Genomic DNA, 17,893 nt, shown 5'->3' with positions numbered 1-17,893 from the left:
TAGATACTTACATCATTAATGCTCCAGCAACTGTCGTTACTACCATAACCGCAATCAGCAGAAGCGCAATAACCGTAATTATCATTTTTTGTTTCTTCATTTTCTCATCACTCCATAATTTAAAATAATGCTATCAATTTTTCGTGACGCCTCACTTTGCGACATCATATCAATATTAACAGTGTCCCTTATTGTATGATATTTCATTAGTTCCTTCAAGTACCGTTTTTGCTTTTCCGTAATCGGACGTTCTTTTTTTACCCGATACTGAAGCTGCTTTGGATTAAATACTTCTTTTTCTTCCGGAAATTCTTTTTTCATCTGTTCAAAGACCACAGCTGTTGCAAGAGCATCATCATAGGCTCTGTGAGCAGCCTCATTCACATAGTGATAATGTTCACATAAGGTCTCCAGCTTCTTGTTCTTAAGCTGTTTCAAAAGTTTTCTCGCTACAGCAAGTGTATCCACACCATCTCTTTCAAAAGATCTGGAAAAAGATTTTGCTGCAATCTTCATAAAGCTGTAATCAAACATCAGATTATGCCCCAGGACAGGAAAACCTTCACTAAATTCCAGAAATCCTTCTACACCTTCTTTCAATGAAATCCCTTTTGCCAGCATTTCTCTGCTGATTCCTGTCAGCTGAATAATAAAATCACTGACTGGAACTTCAGGATATAAAATACAGTTATATTTTCCTATAATTCTGGAATCTCTAATCTTAACGGCTCCTATTTCAATCATCTGATCCTTTTCAGGAGATAACCCGGTGGTTTCCAGGTCAAATGCAACATATTCTCTCATTCCTTAACCTCACAGGATGGACATACAGACTGCAGTGTACACTCTGCACATTTGGGTCTTCTTGCAATACAAATATTACGCCCATGGGTAATAATCTGGATATTATAAAGAATCCACTGTTCTTTTGGCAGAACTTTCATCAAATCATATTCTATTTTAACCGGATCTTCATTTTGGGTAAGACATAATAATCTGGATATTCGTTTCACGTGTGTGTCAACAACTATACTTGGCTCATGGAATATATTTCCACGAATTACATTTGCTGTTTTCCGTCCGACTCCTGCAAGGCTTGTCAGCTCCTGGATATCAGACGGCACTTCTCCCTGATGTCTTTCTAACAGCTGCTTTGCACATGCAATCAGATTCTTTGCTTTATTTTTATAAAATCCGGTAGAATATATATCCTTCTCCATCTGACGAAGATCTGCGTCTGCAAATGCCTGAAGATCCGGATATTTAACAAAAAGCTCCTTTGTAACCTGATTGACTCTTTCATCAGTGCATTGCGCACTTAAGATCGTGGCAAATAAAAGCTGCCAGGGAGTTTCATAATTCAAATAACACTTGTACTCCATAGAATATGTCTCATTTAAAATATCACATATTTTCTGCACTCTTACCTTTGTAATCCTTTTTGACACCTTTGCCATACAGTTTACTCCTTATATATCGTATCTTTTTATTATACACAAATGAATGTTCTCCCTCAAGGTACTTTCCTCTATATTTTTTGTACAATTTATGATACCATGAGCAAAAGGAGGATATAAAAATGATTGAATTAATCGTTTCTGACCTGGATGATACATTACTAAATAACCAAAAACAAATTTCTCCAAGGACAGTGTCTGCATTAAAACAACTTCAAAAAGCAGGAATCGGTTTCCTTTTAAATACGGAACGAGAATATGATGATGTAAAACCAATTCTAGATGCTGCCGATATTCAATGTGATATGATCTGCTCTGGCGGTTCCTGTTTTTTCAATCAAACCGGTAAGCAGAACAAAGCTTCATATATTCCTGCAGAGACGCTGCCACCACTTTTGCGTCTATTTGGAAAAAACCGTATTTTTTATGAAATATACAGCACCCGCGGACGTTGTATTTTAGCCTCAAAACAGGCTTACGAAACATATTTGACAGGAGAAAAGATTCCTGGATTACTGATGGAAACCAAAGATTTTGAAATAACCCAGGAACAATATGATACATTAATAGAAGAGACTCTTTTCTATGACAACGGCGAGCTTCTGCTAAAAGAGAATCCCGAAATCGTTAAAGTTGTTTCTCATTCCAATGACATATGGAAACTTCGTCATTTAAAACAGGATCTAGAAATATCTTTTCCTGACCTTGCCATTATCGGAGAATCACCTTATCACATTGAGGTTAATCATACGGATGCCTTAAAAGGTATTGCTCTCCAAAAATACATTAAACAGCAAAAATTGTCTTTAAAAGACACATTAGTTATTGGCAATGGTGAAAATGATTATTCCATGTTAGCTCTTCCACATGTAAAAAGTGTTGCCATGGGCAACGCTGTCCCTATTATAAAAGATATTTGCGAATATTCCACAAAAAATAATACCGAAGATGGAGTTGCTGTTGTGTTAGAACATGTAATTTCTTCTATATAATAATAAACCTTCTTCTATCCTCATGGATGCTTAAATATTCATGAGGATTTCTTTTATTTATAATATTACTATTATTTAACACTTCCTTTATTCTGATTTTTTATTTCCGTGTTAGGATATTTTCAGAGTAAATAGGAGGAATGAAAATGATTCGTTTAATTGCAGCCGATATGTATGGTACTCTTCTTCATAGTAATGGCTATATAACAAAAAAAACTGCTGATATAATCCGTAAAATTCAGAAAAGTGGATTTGAATTTATCGTAAATACGGGAAGAGATTATTATAGTGCAAAAAAAGAACTGGATGCGGCAAAAATCACCTGTGACATGATATGTAACAGTGGTGCATGTACCTATGACTGTTTTGGCAATCCTTTTCATATTGTCTCCATTCCTAAAAGTACCGCTAAAAAAATACTGGAAATCTTTCAGCGTCATCATGCCTTTGCCGACATCTCCACTGATTATGGAAAAACATCGATAGAAAATCCTGAGGCACTTCTAAAATATTATAAAAATGAGGTATTTCCAGCTTCTAAGGCTGAACATAAGGTTTACTTTAAGACACCCGCTGATTTTAAACAAATGACAGACAGAGTCCGTTATTTTGATAACGCTCTTTCTCTTCTGGGCAGTGAGACTCCTATATATAAGATTTCAACTACATTTCTCAACCAAGAAAAAATCCAACAGCTTAGACAGGAAATTGAAAAACTCCCTGGACTTCATATTGCCTCCACTGCCCAGACTAATCTAGAAATTAGCCAGGAGAAGGCTCAAAAAGGATACGCTCTCATGCAATATGCAAAACACCGTTCCATTGATCCTTCCGAAATTCTTGCTATTGGTGACAGCGAAAATGATTATTCCATGCTTTCTCTTAACCTTGGACAGACTGTTGCCATGGCAAACGCAGATGAAATGATTCATAACATTTGTTCTTCACAAACACTTTCCAATGATCAAGATGGTGTTGCCGTAATACTTGAAGGATTATTAATCGAGCGCTGTTTCTATGAAATGCATTGGCGTCATGCAGATTACTCCCTTATTTCATGACTTTTTTATTTGACTTCTAATTTATCTGTGATAGTATAAATAATGATTTGGTCAAACAATAAAGGAGGTTTTAATAAATGATTCGATTAGTTGCATCAGATATGGATGGCACATTACTTGACAGCTATAGACAGATCACTGAGGAAAATATTTCTGCCATTAAAGAACTGCAAAACAATGGTATTAATTTTATAATCAATACAGGACGTGAATATCAGAATGTTATGGAAATTCTTGATAAAGCTGGTCTTAAATGTGATATGCTCTGCACCAATGGTGCCTGTGGATGTGATCAGAATGGTAACATTTTATTCCAGCACTTTATTCCAAAAGAAACTGTAAAAAAGATTTTTTCTATTTTCCGTGACTTTGATCTGGTTCCGACTCCATTTTCTCAGGATGGACGCCTTTCCATTCTCTCTAAAGAAGAAATGCGTCAATACATAAAAGATGTCATGGTACCTGCAATGCAAATCAATCATCCCGACTTTCAATATACACCATCAGATTTCCAGGAGCTTCTTGACAACTGCATTTATGTTGATGGAACTGAAGAACTGTTAAACGGCACCCATCATAACATACTGAAAATTATTTCTCAGTCCCTGAATCCGGATTCTCTGGTTCAGCTGCGTACTCGTTTAGAGCAGGAACTTCCTGAGCTTGCTGTGGTTTCAACTGTACCTACTGATATTGAAATCACCTCAAAAAATGCACAAAAAGGAATTGCTTTGATGGAATATGCAAAAGAAAAAGGTTATACTCCAGATGAAATAGTTGCCATAGGTGATAGTGAAAATGACTATTCCATGCTTTCAATTCCTGGTTTACATTCTGTAGCCATGGAAAATGCAGCTCCTATGATACAGGATATCTGTGTTTATCGTACCCGTGCCAATACAAATGATGGAATTGCTTATATTATTAAATGTATTCTGGCAGATCGTGAAAATTTTGAACTGCTTTAATTATGAGATAAAGTTAAAAATGCCCATGAAATTATTCATGAGGCATTTTTTTTGCTATCCTTTCAGCTTCTCTTCCCGTATTTACCAGCATACTCATTGCTTCTGCCGGATATTTTCCTGCTGCTGTTTCTCCCGTCAGCATCACAGCAGATGCTCCCTGCATGACAGCCTGAAAAATATCATTTACCTCTGCTCTGGTAGGATAAGGAAGCTCAATCATTGAATTCAGCATTTGAGTAACTACCATAAATTTTCTGCCAGATACCTTACACTTTTCTGCAATTTGATATTGTATTGCCGGCAGCTTGTAAAGCGGCATGGCATTTCCAAGATCACCTCGTGCAATAACAATATAATCGCTATATGGTATCAGTTCATCTAAATGATCTACTCCCTGCATATTTTCAATCTTGGCAAATATCCGGACTCCTGGACAGCCCGCCTGTTTTAACGCTTCCCTTAGATTTATCAAATCTTCTTTCCCCCGTACAAAAGGAAGCATAACATCTGTGACTCCAAATTTCCTGGCATCAAACAGATTATCCATATCCTGCTTCGTAAGAGTAGGATTGTTTATTTCGCATCCTGGCAAAGCAATACTCTTTCTGGAAGTCAAAAAGCCACCACATAATACATGACATTTAACACTTGTTTCATCTATCGAATCTAAAACCTCCAGTTGAATTTTTCCATCGTCCAGTAAAATTCTTTGTCCTTTATTTAAAAAAGGCAGAATTATCTCCGGAATCTGGATTTGTCCATCTCCTAATATTATTTCTTTTCCTTCTTCTAAGATCATCTCTGCAGGCAGATTCCCAATTCTAAGTTCCGGTCCCTGCAGATCAATCATTAAACAAGGTTCTTTCCCCTGTTCTTTTGAAGCTTCCTGATAGTGAATAACTCCCTGTCGACTTTCTTTTAATGATCTATGAGACAGATTCAGACGAATCCCGGTCATTCCTGCCTGAATCATTTTCTCCAATGTCTCGGTTTCCCAGCAGGAAGGTCCCAAAGTTCCATAATATTCCATAAAATTCCTTCTTCCCTCACTACAAATATACCAATAAAAAATCTTTACGCTTTTGATTCTTTTCCTGAAATATGCTCCACTGTCAATTCCATAACCTCAGTCAATGGCAGTACTTTTTCAGAAAAAACATGTTCTTTTCCTTGTTCATATTGATTCATAATACATTTTAATGCCTTAATTTTTTCCTGTCCTTCAATAAAGCGAATTGTTCCATTTCCACAGACACTTTCATATCTCATGGTGCTGTCACAGGCTTTTTCTCCCAACTCTAACTGATGTGTTGTGTGCATGGTAAAGGCCGCCTTTTCATTCCTTTTTATAAAATCAATTTTAGTTCCCTCTTTTGCAGAATGAAAATATAATTTCAATTCATCATTTTCCTGGCAGAATCCAAAACTTAACGGAATTACATAGGGAAATTCTTCACCATTAAGAGCCAGATTACAGCAGTCACATTTTTTCATGATATTTACTATTTTAACTTTATCAGTAATTTCCCGATCTTTTCTTCTCATATTCTGATTCTCCTTTTGTACATCTAGTCGCATCTTTCGCGGAACATTTATTATTACATAGGAAATTTAAAGGGATTTCCTATGTAATAATAAAACAACCTTCTGGCATTGTCCATATCATAAGACATACCAGAAGGCTGTTACAATTTATTTTATTATTGAATATAAGTAAAATTTCTCTAGTTTTTTTCTACTCCCAGAGTAACTTTTTCACCATTAATATTCCATTCTTTTGTGAATCCTGCAGCTTCTCCTGCTTCAACCTTAGTTGCAAGTACATCCCCTGCAATTGCTGTTTCATTTCTGCCAATGATTTCTGCTGCCTTTTCACTTCCGGCATAGGAAAGAGTAATCTTATCTGTTACTTCAAATCCGGCTTCTTTTCTCATGGACTGAATCTTACTTACTACTTCACGGACAAATCCTTCTTCCAGAAGCTCTTCTGTCAGATTTGTATCAAGAACAACAGTTACTCCACCATCTGCTTCAGTAACAAATCCTTCCTGTTTTACCATCTCGATCAGCAGATCTTCTTCTGCCAGTTCCACAGGTGTTCCATCAATATCAAAGGAAAGAGCTCCTTTAGAATCCAGCTCAGCCTTTGCTGCATTTCCATCTACATTAGTAAGATAATTACGGATTCCTCCAACCAGTTTTCCATATTTAGGTCCAACAGTCTTTAACTGTGGTTTAAAGTTGTATGTGGTAAAGCTGGATACATCATCTGTAAATGTAATAGCTTTTACATTTAATTCATCCAGCACAATATCCTGATAATATTCTGGAAGTTCCGCTGCTGCTTTCACATACATCTGACCGATCGGCTGACGGTTCTTGATAGCTGCACTGTTACGGCATGCACGCCCAAGAACAACGATTTTCAGTACCATATCCATATCTGCTTCCAGTTTTGTATCAACCTGTTCTTCTTTATAAACAGGAAAATCACATAAGTGAATACTTTCTGGTGCAGAATCATCTACGCTGACAACGATATTCTGATAAATTTCTTCTGTCATAAACGGAATCATCGGAGCTGCCGCTTTACATACAGTTACCAGTGCTGTGTACAATGTCATATATGCATTAACTTTATCCTGTTCCATTCCTTTTGCCCAGAAACGATCACGACAGCGTCTTACATACCAGTTACTCATATCATCTACAAATTCCTGAAGAGCTCTTGCAGCTTCTGGAATTCTGTAATTACCAAGGTTATCATCCACTGCTTTTACCATGGAATTCATCTTTGATAACAGCCATTTGTCCATAACAGAAAGTTTGTCATAATCCAGTTCATGTTTTGTTGGATCAAACTGGTCGATTTCTGCATATAATACATAGAATGCATAAGTGTTCCACAGAGTACCCATAAACTTACGCTGACCTTCTGTAACTGCCTTTGCATGGAATCGGTTTGGCAGCCAAGGTGCACTGTTTGTATAGAAATACCAGCGGATTGCATCTGCTCCATGTTCTTCCAGTGCGTCAAACGGATCTACTGCATTTCCTTTGGACTTACTCATCTTCTGTCCGTTTTCATCCTGAACATGTCCCAGAACTACAACGTTCTTGTAAGGAGCTTTATTAAACAGCAATGTTGAGATTGCCATTAAAGAATAGAACCATCCACGAGTCTGGTCTACTGCTTCAGAAATAAAGTTTGCAGGGAAATTATCTTCAAAAATTTCTTTATTTTCAAATGGATAGTGCCACTGTGCAAATGGCATGGATCCTGAATCAAACCAGCAGTCAATAACTTCTTCTACACGATGCATTTCTTTACCGCAAACCGGACATTTGATAGTTACATCATCAATATATGGACGATGTAATTCAATATCATCCGGACAGTTATCAGACATACTCTTCAGTTCTTCAATAGAACCAATAGAATGCTGGTGTCCACATTCACATTCCCAGATATTTAATGGAGTTCCCCAGTAACGGTTACGGGAAATACCCCAGTCCTGTACATTTTCCAGCCAGTCTCCAAAACGGCCTTTTCCGATACTTTCCGGTACCCAGTTTACTGTATTATTATTTGCGATCAGCTGATCTTTTACATCTGTCATCTTGATGAACCATGATTCTCTTGCATAGTAGATCAGTGGAGTATCACAGCGCCAGCAATGTGGGTAGCTATGTTCGAATTTTGGAGCATCATATAATAATCCTCTTGCATCCAGATCTTTTAATACTTCCGGATCTGCTTTCTTAACAAATAATCCTGCAAAAGGTGTTTCCGGTGACATTTCACCTTTTTCATCTACCAGCTGTACAAATGGCATGTCATATTTACGTCCGACTTTTGCATCGTCTTCACCAAATGCAGGTGCAATATGAACAATACCTGTACCATCTGTTAATGTTACATAACTGTCACAGGTTACATAAAAAGCTTTTTTATGCTGTTTTTCAGCTACTTTTGCAGCACAGTCATAAAGTGGTTCGTATTCTTTGTATTCCAGATCCTGTCCTTTATATGTTTCCAGAACTTCATATGCAGCAGTTCCTGCTTCTTCGTCTGCTAATTTGCCAAGAACAGTATCCAGCAGAGCTTCTGCCATATAATAAACATGTCCGTCTGCTGCTTTTACTTTTGCATAGGTTTCCACAGGATTTACACAAAGACCGATATTAGAAGGCAATGTCCAAGGTGTTGTTGTCCACGCAAGGAAATATGCATCTTCATCTTTTACTTTGAAACGTACCACTGCAGAACGTTCTTTTACATCTTTATATCCCTGAGCAACTTCCTGTGCAGATAATGGAGTTCCACAACGAGGACAGTAAGGAACAATCTTAAATCCTTTATACAAAAGACCTTTGTCCCAGATCTGCTTTAATGCCCACCATACAGACTCGATAAAGTTGTTATCATATGTTACATATGGATCATCCATATCAGCCCAGAATCCTACAGTGCTGGAAAAGTCTTCCCACATTCCTTTGTATTTCCATACACTTTCTTTACATTTATTAATGAATGGTTCCAGACCATATTCTTCAATCTGTTCTTTTCCGTCCAGACCAAGAAGCTTTTCAACTTCCAGTTCTACAGGAAGACCATGGGTATCCCATCCGGCTTTACGGATGATTTTGTGCCCTTTCATTGTCTGATAACGAGGGATCATGTCTTTAATAACACGAGTTAATACATGTCCGATATGAGGTTTTCCATTTGCTGTTGGAGGTCCGTCATAAAAAGTATATGTCGGATCGTCTTTACGTTCTTCAATACTCTTTTCAAAGATCTGATTTTCTTTCCAGAACTTTACGGTTTCTTTCTCACGATCCACAAAATTCAGATCGGAAGATACTTTCTTGTACATTCTTAATTCTCCTTTAATTAATAATATTGAAAATTCGTATAATGAAATTTAAGATAGAATTTTTCTTTTCCCGAAAAAAGAAAAGGTGCTGTCCTAAAATAGGACAACACCTGTTGCTTCTAAACCACCTATTTCACATACACTGTTGATATGTTATCCCTTTAACGGAGGATACCGGCACAGCTTACTTTGTTCAGCCTGCAGCTTAGGAGTGATGTTCCTTATACTCTACTAATACCTGTCTCACACCATCACAGATTCGCTCTTACGTTCGCAGTATACATACTGTCTCCATCATCGCTATTTTCACATGGATTTATATTACCACCAGAACCAGTGTTTCGTCAATCGTTGATTTTAATTCTCCACCAAAAATTCATCTGGTTTTCGCGAATACTTTACATACATTTCACATTTTATTTACCGTATACCATATATATTCTATTCTTTTTATGGTAAAATAAATCATTATGATACTATTATACATTAAAATATAAGAAAAGGAATGAATATATGTTACGAATTGGAGTATTAACTAGCGGTGGTGACTGCCAGGCACTGAATGCAGCAATGCGCGCTGTCATCAAAGGATTAAGTGTAAAAAGAGACGATTTAGAAATCTACGGATTTGAAGATGGATACAAAGGATTAATTTATGGAAATTTCCATCTTATGACACCAAATGACTTTTCAGGAATTCTTAACCTGGGTGGTACGATTCTTGGAACATCCAGACAGCCATTTAAACGAATGCGTATTCCTGATGAAAATGGTTTGGATAAGGTTGAAGCTATGAAAACTACCTATCACAAATTAAAACTGGACTGTCTTGTTATTCTCGGCGGAAACGGAACACACAAATCTGCAAATATGCTTCGGGAAGAAGGATTAAATGTTATCACACTTCCAAAGACGATTGATAACGATCTCTGGGGAACTGATATGACATTTGGTTTCCAGAGTGCTGTTGATATTGCAACTGATACCATCGACTGCATCCATACCACAGCCTCTTCTCACAGCCGTGTATTTATCATTGAAGTTATGGGACACAAAGTTGGCCATGTAACCTTACATGCAGGCATTGCCGGTGGTGCGGATATTATTCTGCTTCCTGAAATTCCTTATGACATTGACAAAGTTGTAGATGTCATTGAGCAACGTGCAAAATCAGGAAAACATTTTACAATCCTTGCTGTTGCTGAAGGTGCCATTTCCAAAGAAGATGCTGCCCTGAAGAAAAAACAGTACAAAGCGAAACTGGCAGAACGTAAATATCCATCCATTGCCTATGAACTGGCTGCACAGATTGAAAGCAAAACAGATCGTGAAGTTCGTGTTACTGTCCCAGGTCATACACAAAGAGGTGGTTCTCCTTGTGCATATGACCGTGTCATCGCAACCAGAGTCGGGGCTGCTGCTGCAGAATTGATTCTGGAAGAAAAATATGGTTATATGATTGCTATTAAAAACGGAGAAACAGAACCTGTTCCATTGGAAGAAGTTGCAGGCAAATTGAAATATGTAGATCCAGACTGCAAGATGATTAAAGAAGCTAAAATCATCGGAATCAGCTTTGGAGATTAATCAGATAACTCTAATAAACAAAAAGCAGGACCATCCATACTAACGATATCAAATCATAAGTACAGATGGTCCCTTTTTATGCGGTAATCCTCATTACCGTTAATTATGATATCCGATAAGGGAAAACATGACAAAATTTGAAGTTGTAGCAATCAGGAAATGAGGAAATAATAAATGGTATCACATTGGTTAGCATGGATTTCATTTGGCTTTAGTATATTGCTGTTGATGAAATTCGTAACAAGAAAAAGTAGTATTAAAAAAACTGAACCGTACATTTAGCAAATTACATAGATCATTTGCTATTGTAATGTTTGTAACCGGCTTAGCACACGGAATTATTTCGCTTGTAATAAGCCTGAGCCATATTGCGCAATCATTTCAGGTATCCTTTTATTTGGTAGTGCTTTATATGTATGCCTTACTTGTATTCATAAGGAAAATCATAAAAAAACATGGATGAAGATGCATAGAGTTGGTTCTGTTATTCTTACCTTTCTTCTTATAGTACACTTGATTTTGGCACTTAATATTTAGTTAAAATAGTCGCATGAATTAGAAATCTAAATCATTATTCCTTAAAAAAACCGACAGAAATTAACCCTGTCAATCTCTATCGGTTTCATATCTTTATTTTTTCTCACCAAACACCGCCAGGGCAGTGACCCCTGCAATAATACATACAATCCCCAGTACATCCATTCCTTCAAAGGCCTGTCCCAGAAGCAATACGGAAAAAATGGTTGCCACCAGCGGCTCTACACAGCCAAAAATGCTTCCCTTTACCGATCCGAGAATTAAAATTCCTTGAAGGTAACAGCCAAAGGCAATGACTGTTCCAATGGAAATCACACCTGCCATCAAAGCAAACGTCTGAATGTCCCAGATGCCTGGCACCTCCCATATTTTCACAAATGGAATCAGAAAAATGCCGCCAAGCAGCATTCCCCATCCCACCGTCTCCAATGAACCAAATGTTTCTAATAAACTTTTCGGTTGAATACTATAGAATGCACAAGTTAATGCCGCGATCAGTCCCCAAAATAATGCCTGCCTGGTCATGACCAGACCATGAATATTTCCATGCGTTGACAGCAAAAATACACCAATGACGACTGCTGTTAAAACGACAATCTCTAAAATTTGTGGAAGTCTTTTTTCTACCGCCAAATTAAACAGCAAAATTAATACTGGGGCAATATACTGAAGCACCGTTGCTGTTCCTGGATTGGAATATTGTACAGCCAAAAAATAAGATAACTGGCACGCACCCATTCCAAAGATACTGAATATCAACTGTTTCCCCGCAGTCTCTTTCCTCTTCCATACATCAAATATTCTCTGTTTTCTCAAACAAAATGCCAAAAGCAACATAAAACATCCGCCTAAAAGCAGCCTTATATTTACCAGCCACATGGCATTTAACCCTTTTGCATCGAATAAATATTTTCCCATAATCCCAGACAAACCCCAGCAGGCTCCCCCGATAATAGAAAAACACATTCCTTTTGCAGACTTTTTCATTTTTCTACTCTTCCCCCATCAGCTTTCCAAACTCTTTCTTTTCAAATTCCTGTATGGAAATACTTTTTTTATTTGGATTGGCATAGACAAAGGTTTTGTCTACATTTTCAAGATAATTCTGAATCTTATCATTGGTTGCGCTAATGATTGCCTGGAATCCAAGTCCTCGAATCAGATCAATACAGGTTGCAACTTTTTCAGCGTCCATCTTGGAAAATGCTTCATCCAGCACAACCAGACGAATGGTTGGATTTCTTCGGACTTTTGGAGACAGATTAATTTTATATGCCTGTGCAAAACTTGCCAGAAGTGCCACATAAAGTGGATTCTGTCCTTCTCCTCCGGAATTTTTCTTGATCATTTTACTAAGTCCAATGGTCAACTGCTCTTCTCCATCAATAATCTGCTCCATATCAAATGACAAATAGGTACGGTAATCTGAATATTTCTCCATATTTCGTTTTGCCTCATCCAGCTCTTCCGGAGTTGCACCCTCTGGAGGTATGAAAATTTCAATTAACTCATTCATCAAATCTCCATACTGATTCTCATGATTCATGGTAAACAAATTCATCTGATTTTCCATAGAGGAATTTAGCATGGACGGATCAATGTTTAAAGAATCATCCATAAACATCTTATAATATTTTCCATCTGCTCCTTTGTTTCTGGTAATTCGGAACTGATATTTATCTTTTCCAAAATCCAGCCCGCTGATAATCCGGTTTAATTCATCTCTACGCTGATATGCCTCCCGAATCGCACTTCGGATTTTATAAATAAAGTCATCTTTAAAATGTTCTACCGCTGTTTTTGCCTGTGTGGCAGCTCTAGCCCGGTATTCTTCCAAATGATCACAAGATAGCTGCTGGTACAGTTTTTCATAATCCTGATTGTCTTCCGCAATTGCAGAAAATGTACGATTTGGATATTCTCGCAGATAGTCACTGCGGACTTCCACCAGCTCCCGGTATTTCTCTTCTTTTTTTGTTCCGGCATCATAAAACTTCCGGACTGCCAGATTACCAAGTCTTTCATAATCCGGATTCTTCATACCATCTATTTCTCTCTGGAACCGCTGTTCATATTCACCATTTGGAACAAATTCCTGTTGTTTTTGAAACAGCGCCTCATTCTGATCAATACTTTGCTGTTCATATTCCCGTAACTCATTTTCCATAGACCAGATAGATTCTCTCAGCTGATTCAATGCATCTTTTTTGGCTTCCTGCTGTTGCCGGTTTCGTTCTTTTTCTTCCTCCAGCCCTCTCAGAGATCCTTCTTTTAGCTGATTCAGCTGTTCTTGTAAATCATCCAGTTCCTCCTGCTTATCTCGCACTCGCTGGAAAGCCGTCTGCCACTCCAGATACTCTTCTGCCAGATGAGATAAATATTCCAGATTTAAAACATATCCGGCCTGTAAAACTTCTTTTTCTAAAGGTTCTTTCTGTTCCAGAAGTTTTTCTTTTTCCTCCTCCAACTGACGGATTCTCTGCCGCAGGCTGTTTTCTCCAATATAAGAATTTCTCGTATACTGCTTTGGATCCAGATGCTTTAACTGATAATTTTTATAAAGCATTCCATCCGGCGTAACACCAACGCGGCACTGACGAAGTTCTTCAACAGAATTACATTTCATCACATGACCAAGAAGATAGTCTATCAGTTTCTGTACATAGGTTTCTTTTGCTATTACTTCTTCTGATAAAGCTCCTCTTTCTGCCTCTGGATGACTTTTTTCAATGGATTCCGTATCTACAATAGAAATCCTCCAGTACTTTTTCTGATCCATCTTCTGATAAATATCCATTGCCTTTCGCACATAGGCAGGCTCAATAACCAAAGACAATTTATTGGAACCAAGATATCCCTCTACCGCTTTATGCCAGATTTCTGATTTTATATCCAGTAAATCTGCCAATACATGCACTTTTACAAAAGTACCACACTGTTCACTTAATTTTGTCTGTAATTCATATTTTGCATCAGATACTTCTTTGGGATAAGCCTTGTTTCCTTTTCGAAGCTCTTTTAACTCTTCCGTAATGGTTTTTTCCTGCTTTTTCATGGCACGAAGGGCAGATGCATTTTCCTGACGCTCTTCCTCTGTTTCTTTTCGAAGCATAGATAAAGTTCTTTGGAGCCTTCTAATCTCTTCTTCTGTAATTTCACACTTTTCAAATTTTTCAATATCCCATATTGCCTGATTCGGTGTAATATCCAGCTCACACCATTTTTTCAATTCACCGGCAGTCTGGTTCCATCTGGTCACATCCTTTTCCAGCGGAGCCAGCAACTCCTCCACGGCTGATTTTCTGGTCATAATCTGTTCATAACCACTACCTGCGATCTGTCCGACCAGTTCATCATAATCCCTGGATAGCTGTTCCAGTTTTTCAAGAAGAATCTGTTCATTTTCTTTTTGAACCTGTAAATCCTTATTTCCTTCTTTGATTTTCTCCTGTAAAAGATTAAGCTCTTCCCGGAGTTTTAATGTTTCAAACTTATCAATCCGATACTGGCAGTAATCCTGCTCTTTTTTCTTCTCTTCAAAGATTTCAAAACTATCCTGAACTTTCTGAAGTCTGGCCGTCTCTTTTATAGTATCTTCAATCCTCTTTCGCATTCTCCCATATTGCATGACACTTTCCTGCATATCTTCAATATGGATATCCTGCTCCATGCAAATATATTCTTTCACAAATTCTTCTAATTTAATATTCATTTTAAACGGGATGGCACGTTTGAAAAGTCTCGGAAATTTTTCCATATCCAGGCCGCCCAGATAAATATCATATAACTGACGACGGAATCGTTCATTGCTGGTACCAAAATAATATTCATTTTGTTTTCGATTTTTCTGAAGATACTGACGTACTTCCGAAATTGCCATGGTTCTCTCTTCTCTTCGATAATGATTTTCAGGAATACCACCTTTGTGCCAGAAAAACAGTCTGGAAATATCATTGGTTGAAGTTTCCACATCAAACACAACTCCAATACATTCTTTCTCTTCCGTATCCGTCTGAGTAAGTTCCAGAACAATAGTACTGGAGAAATTTTTATTTCTTAAATAAGTAATCTGATCCTGATCCCCGACGGCAACCATTCCCCGTAAATATTCAATCAGGCTGCGGTCAGAATCATCTGCTGCCGCTTTATTAAAAAATCCACGTCCATCCGTATTGGCATATAAAACAATCTGAAGAGCATCAATGACCGTAGATTTCCCACTTCCGGAATGTCCGGTAAAAAAGTTAATCCCTTCATTTAAAGACAAAACTTTTCGGTCAATATAATGCCAGTTATTCAGACAAATCTTCGATAACTCTTTGAACGTCTGTTTCTTCTCCATCTTCGTATCCACGTTCATCCTCCTTGGTAAAACTATCAACTAATTCTCTCACATCATCTCCCAAAAGCACCACATTCACACATGGATAAATCAGCATCCGGGTTTCTTCACTCAGTTCTTCCAGTACATCCAGCGGTTCAATCATCTGGTATTTTTTCAGCAGTGCAATGGCACGGCGCATTTCTGTCACGGATGGAAGAGCTTTTAACAGACGAAATTCTCCTATCTTTTGATGGATTTCTCCTAAAGTTGTATAAATACTCACACTGGTGGAAGCCTCCGCCATATGTTCATCATAAATCAGTTTTAAAATCAGCAGGTATAATGTTGCCAGTTTTGGAATCTTTTCTCCAAGAAGAGTTTCTCCCTGCAGATACAAAATACCCATATGGATATTTTCTTTCAATTCAATCCCCGCAATCTGAAAATACTCTTTTAAAAAATCCTGATGGTATCCCGCAATCCGATAATCTTTGTTGTAAATCAGTCTTCCGGAACGCTTTTCATATTTTCTTTCCAGTAAATAAGTCTGTTTTTGCAACAGGCGGATGACCCGGGTAACTTGTTCTTTCTCATCATCCATCAGCTGTTCATAATATGATATCATGCTTTTCTCCTCACAAATGTCAATGCCGGATATCGGTATCTTCCATTATCCAGCTGTTTATCATCTCTTTCCAACACCTTATATTTGCTATCTCTTCTGGTACAGTAATCATATGCCAGAATCAGCTTTTCAAAATCTTCATCATCCTCAATAGATATATCTTTCACATCCAGATGATCTTCTTTCATATACTGTTCAAGAAATTCCTCAATTTCCTGCCTGGTATAACGCGTCTGTATCTTATTCATCTTCAATACATCTTCTCTGGAAAGTTCTTTATTTTCTTCTTCTGCCTCCATACCGCTGGCAAAATCTTTTCGTTTCCTTCGTTTATAAAGTGATTTCTCAGAGAGAATTTCAAAACTTGACAGATTCATCCGGTTGCCAACATCCTGTAATCGTTTTTCCGACTTTGAACCATCCTCCAAATGTTTTAACAGCTGAATCATCAATCCCTTCATATCTGATTCTCCATTCAGCATATAATTCATTCTTGTCACGGTTGCACGAATATACTTGGAATGTTCTTTATCCATATTGGAAATCCGGTGTTCAATATCATCAAAGCCTCGTTCAATAGTATCCAGCATATCCAGAACATCTTCCTGATTTGTTTCTTCAGCTTCTGCCTTTGCCTGTACTCTTTCAAGCCATACCGAATCTTCCCGCATCTCTTTAAGGCACTTTTTGATATCCATCTTATACAAATAAAAGTTATCATTGGTTTTTAAAATATGATATTTCTTCTTAACAATTTCTTCCACATAGCCTTCCAGATGCTCGGAAAGTATATCTCCATAAGACTTCTGTTTTAATAGACGGTCAAAAAACTGATCCATATTGTGAAGCATATCCTGCAGCGCTTTGTTAAGCCTTCTGGTATTAACCATGGCAGTTTTCAGCATACTGAGATTCATCCTTGGATCATTTTTAAATGAAAACAAGGTGGCATATACATTCTGAATATAAATATTGGTTTCATCCATGGAAGGATGAATCAGTTCTTCAAACGCATTTAGAAAAACCGCTGCATAATCCGGAATAATAATATTAGTTGTCAAGGTCCCGAAATCTTCTAGTTTTTTCAGCCAGCCCGTCCGAATCAGCCAATTTAAAATACGGTTGGGCGGTGTCTCTAAAAGATCTGTTTCCGTTTCAAACTCTTCCGGACTCAGCCAGATCCGTTTCCCTTCATTCCAGTCATTTAAAACCTGAAGGCAGACTTCTTTACTTAAATAGTAGTTGTTATATTCATACTCCTCATTGATTTTCAATAAGGCTTCCATATACGATTCCCGATTCACCGAACGAAACAGGCTCCAGAAAGAATCCGGAATATCATAAGCAAAATTCATAAATGCTCTCCTTCTCTCAAGCAAAAGGTTACTTTGACTATCATAACATAACCGGTAAAAATGTACAAAAGCCACACGAAGAAGTCCCATCCTGCTTATAGGAAAGC

At 37.6% G+C, this 17,893-nt stretch carries 13 protein-coding genes; 4 read left to right on the top strand and 9 right to left on the bottom strand.

Going from position 1 to position 17,893, the window contains the following annotated elements:
- Positions 1 to 96: 96 nt before the first annotated feature.
- Together BHF70_RS08600 and nth are read right to left on the bottom strand one after the other, a co-directional pair.
- Positions 97 to 804 (bottom strand): 3'-5' exonuclease, encoded by a 708-nt coding sequence (locus BHF70_RS08600; protein WP_075759834.1) that lies wholly within the window; start codon positions 802 to 804, stop codon positions 97 to 99.
- Positions 801 to 1,457, bottom strand: coding sequence for an endonuclease III (gene nth / locus BHF70_RS08595; protein WP_075759833.1), 657 nt, complete (start codon positions 1,455 to 1,457; stop codon positions 801 to 803). The genes BHF70_RS08600 and nth overlap by 4 nt, the downstream gene beginning before the upstream one ends.
- 122 nt (positions 1,458 to 1,579) lie before the next feature.
- Here nth and BHF70_RS08590 point away from each other — a divergent pair, with 122 nt between their 5' ends.
- The 3 genes from BHF70_RS08590 (at position 1,580) to BHF70_RS08580 (ending at position 4,478) form a co-directional block, all read left to right on the top strand.
- Positions 1,580 to 2,449 carry a Cof-type HAD-IIB family hydrolase gene (locus BHF70_RS08590; protein WP_075759832.1) on the top strand — a complete coding sequence of 290 codons (870 nt, stop codon included), beginning with the start codon at positions 1,580 to 1,582 and terminating at the stop codon, positions 2,447 to 2,449.
- Positions 2,450 to 2,595: 146 nt separating this feature from the next.
- Positions 2,596 to 3,510 carry a Cof-type HAD-IIB family hydrolase gene (locus tag BHF70_RS08585; protein ID WP_075759831.1) on the top strand — a complete coding sequence of 305 codons (915 nt, stop codon included), beginning with the start codon at positions 2,596 to 2,598 and terminating at the stop codon, positions 3,508 to 3,510.
- Between the two features lie 77 nt (positions 3,511 to 3,587).
- Positions 3,588 to 4,478 carry a Cof-type HAD-IIB family hydrolase gene (locus BHF70_RS08580; RefSeq protein WP_075759830.1) on the top strand — a complete coding sequence of 297 codons (891 nt, stop codon included), beginning with the start codon at positions 3,588 to 3,590 and terminating at the stop codon, positions 4,476 to 4,478.
- A gap of 31 nt (positions 4,479 to 4,509) precedes the next feature.
- On the opposite strand, the gene pyk is transcribed toward BHF70_RS08580, so the two are convergent.
- From pyk to ileS, 3 genes are all read right to left on the bottom strand, one after another.
- A complete protein-coding gene (gene pyk / locus BHF70_RS08575; protein WP_075759829.1) occupies positions 4,510 to 5,508 on the bottom strand; it encodes a pyruvate kinase in 999 nt (332 codons plus the stop codon).
- 44 nt (positions 5,509 to 5,552) lie between these two features.
- Complete coding sequence (locus tag BHF70_RS08570) at positions 5,553 to 6,023, bottom strand: pyridoxamine 5'-phosphate oxidase family protein (protein ID WP_075759828.1); 471 nt, start codon at positions 6,021 to 6,023, stop codon at positions 5,553 to 5,555.
- A 179-nt stretch (positions 6,024 to 6,202) separates the two neighbouring features.
- Complete coding sequence (gene ileS / locus BHF70_RS08565; RefSeq protein ID WP_075759827.1) at positions 6,203 to 9,358, bottom strand: isoleucine--tRNA ligase; 3,156 nt, start codon at positions 9,356 to 9,358, stop codon at positions 6,203 to 6,205.
- Between the two features lie 513 nt (positions 9,359 to 9,871).
- On the opposite strand from ileS, the gene BHF70_RS08560 reads away from it, so the two are divergent.
- Positions 9,872 to 10,945, top strand: a complete 1,074-nt coding sequence (locus tag BHF70_RS08560; RefSeq protein WP_075759826.1) for a 6-phosphofructokinase — start codon at positions 9,872 to 9,874, stop codon at positions 10,943 to 10,945.
- A 630-nt stretch (positions 10,946 to 11,575) separates the two neighbouring features.
- Here BHF70_RS08560 and BHF70_RS08555 read toward each other — a convergent pair.
- Genes BHF70_RS08555 through BHF70_RS08540 form a run of 4 tightly spaced genes read right to left on the bottom strand, consistent with a single transcriptional unit; the run spans position 11,576 to position 17,786 of the window.
- Positions 11,576 to 12,469: a DMT family transporter gene (locus BHF70_RS08555; protein ID WP_075759825.1), complete on the bottom strand. Its 894-nt coding sequence runs from the start codon at positions 12,467 to 12,469 to the stop codon at positions 11,576 to 11,578.
- A 4-nt stretch (positions 12,470 to 12,473) separates the two neighbouring features.
- Positions 12,474 to 15,824 (bottom strand): ATP-binding protein, encoded by a 3,351-nt coding sequence (locus tag BHF70_RS08550; protein WP_075759824.1) that lies wholly within the window; start codon positions 15,822 to 15,824, stop codon positions 12,474 to 12,476.
- Entirely contained in the window at positions 15,775 to 16,431 is a 657-nt protein-coding gene (locus BHF70_RS08545) for a DUF4194 domain-containing protein (RefSeq protein ID WP_075759823.1), read from the bottom strand. Before BHF70_RS08545 ends, BHF70_RS08550 begins: the two co-directional genes overlap by 50 nt.
- The gene (locus tag BHF70_RS08540) at positions 16,428 to 17,786 is read right to left on the bottom strand and encodes a Wadjet anti-phage system protein JetA family protein (RefSeq protein ID WP_075759822.1); all 1,359 of its coding nucleotides are present in this window, start codon (positions 17,784 to 17,786) and stop codon (positions 16,428 to 16,430) included. The genes BHF70_RS08545 and BHF70_RS08540 overlap by 4 nt, the downstream gene beginning before the upstream one ends.
- Between the last annotated feature and the right edge of the window lie 107 nt (positions 17,787 to 17,893).

Source organism: Anaerostipes sp. 494a, from assembly GCF_001940315.1.
In the GTDB taxonomy this organism is placed as follows: Bacteria; Bacillota; Clostridia; order Lachnospirales; family Lachnospiraceae; genus Anaerostipes; species Anaerostipes faecalis.
Note: the sequence above shows the minus strand (reverse complement) of the source record. Positions and strands in the feature narration are given on the sequence as shown.

What these genes read in the sequence shown, in the direction of transcription:
- BHF70_RS08550 (WP_075759824.1), bottom strand. Translation starts at nt 15,824, where the DNA reads ATGGAGAAGAAACAGACGTTCAAAGAGTTATCGAAGATTTGTCTGAAT.
- BHF70_RS08600 (WP_075759834.1), bottom strand. Translation starts at nt 804, where the DNA reads ATGAGAGAATATGTTGCATTTGACCTGGAAACCACCGGGTTATCTCCT.
- nth (WP_075759833.1), bottom strand. Translation starts at nt 1,457, where the DNA reads ATGGCAAAGGTGTCAAAAAGGATTACAAAGGTAAGAGTGCAGAAAATA.
- BHF70_RS08585 (WP_075759831.1), top strand. Translation starts at nt 2,596, where the DNA reads ATGATTCGTTTAATTGCAGCCGATATGTATGGTACTCTTCTTCATAGT.
- BHF70_RS08555 (WP_075759825.1), bottom strand. Translation starts at nt 12,469, where the DNA reads ATGAAAAAGTCTGCAAAAGGAATGTGTTTTTCTATTATCGGGGGAGCC.
- pyk (WP_075759829.1), bottom strand. Translation starts at nt 5,508, where the DNA reads ATGGAATATTATGGAACTTTGGGACCTTCCTGCTGGGAAACCGAGACA.
- BHF70_RS08545 (WP_075759823.1), bottom strand. Translation starts at nt 16,431, where the DNA reads ATGATATCATATTATGAACAGCTGATGGATGATGAGAAAGAACAAGTT.
- BHF70_RS08590 (WP_075759832.1), top strand. Translation starts at nt 1,580, where the DNA reads ATGATTGAATTAATCGTTTCTGACCTGGATGATACATTACTAAATAAC.
- BHF70_RS08560 (WP_075759826.1), top strand. Translation starts at nt 9,872, where the DNA reads ATGTTACGAATTGGAGTATTAACTAGCGGTGGTGACTGCCAGGCACTG.
- BHF70_RS08570 (WP_075759828.1), bottom strand. Translation starts at nt 6,023, where the DNA reads ATGAGAAGAAAAGATCGGGAAATTACTGATAAAGTTAAAATAGTAAAT.
- BHF70_RS08540 (WP_075759822.1), bottom strand. Translation starts at nt 17,786, where the DNA reads ATGAATTTTGCTTATGATATTCCGGATTCTTTCTGGAGCCTGTTTCGT.
- ileS (WP_075759827.1), bottom strand. Translation starts at nt 9,358, where the DNA reads ATGTACAAGAAAGTATCTTCCGATCTGAATTTTGTGGATCGTGAGAAA.
- BHF70_RS08580 (WP_075759830.1), top strand. Translation starts at nt 3,588, where the DNA reads ATGATTCGATTAGTTGCATCAGATATGGATGGCACATTACTTGACAGC.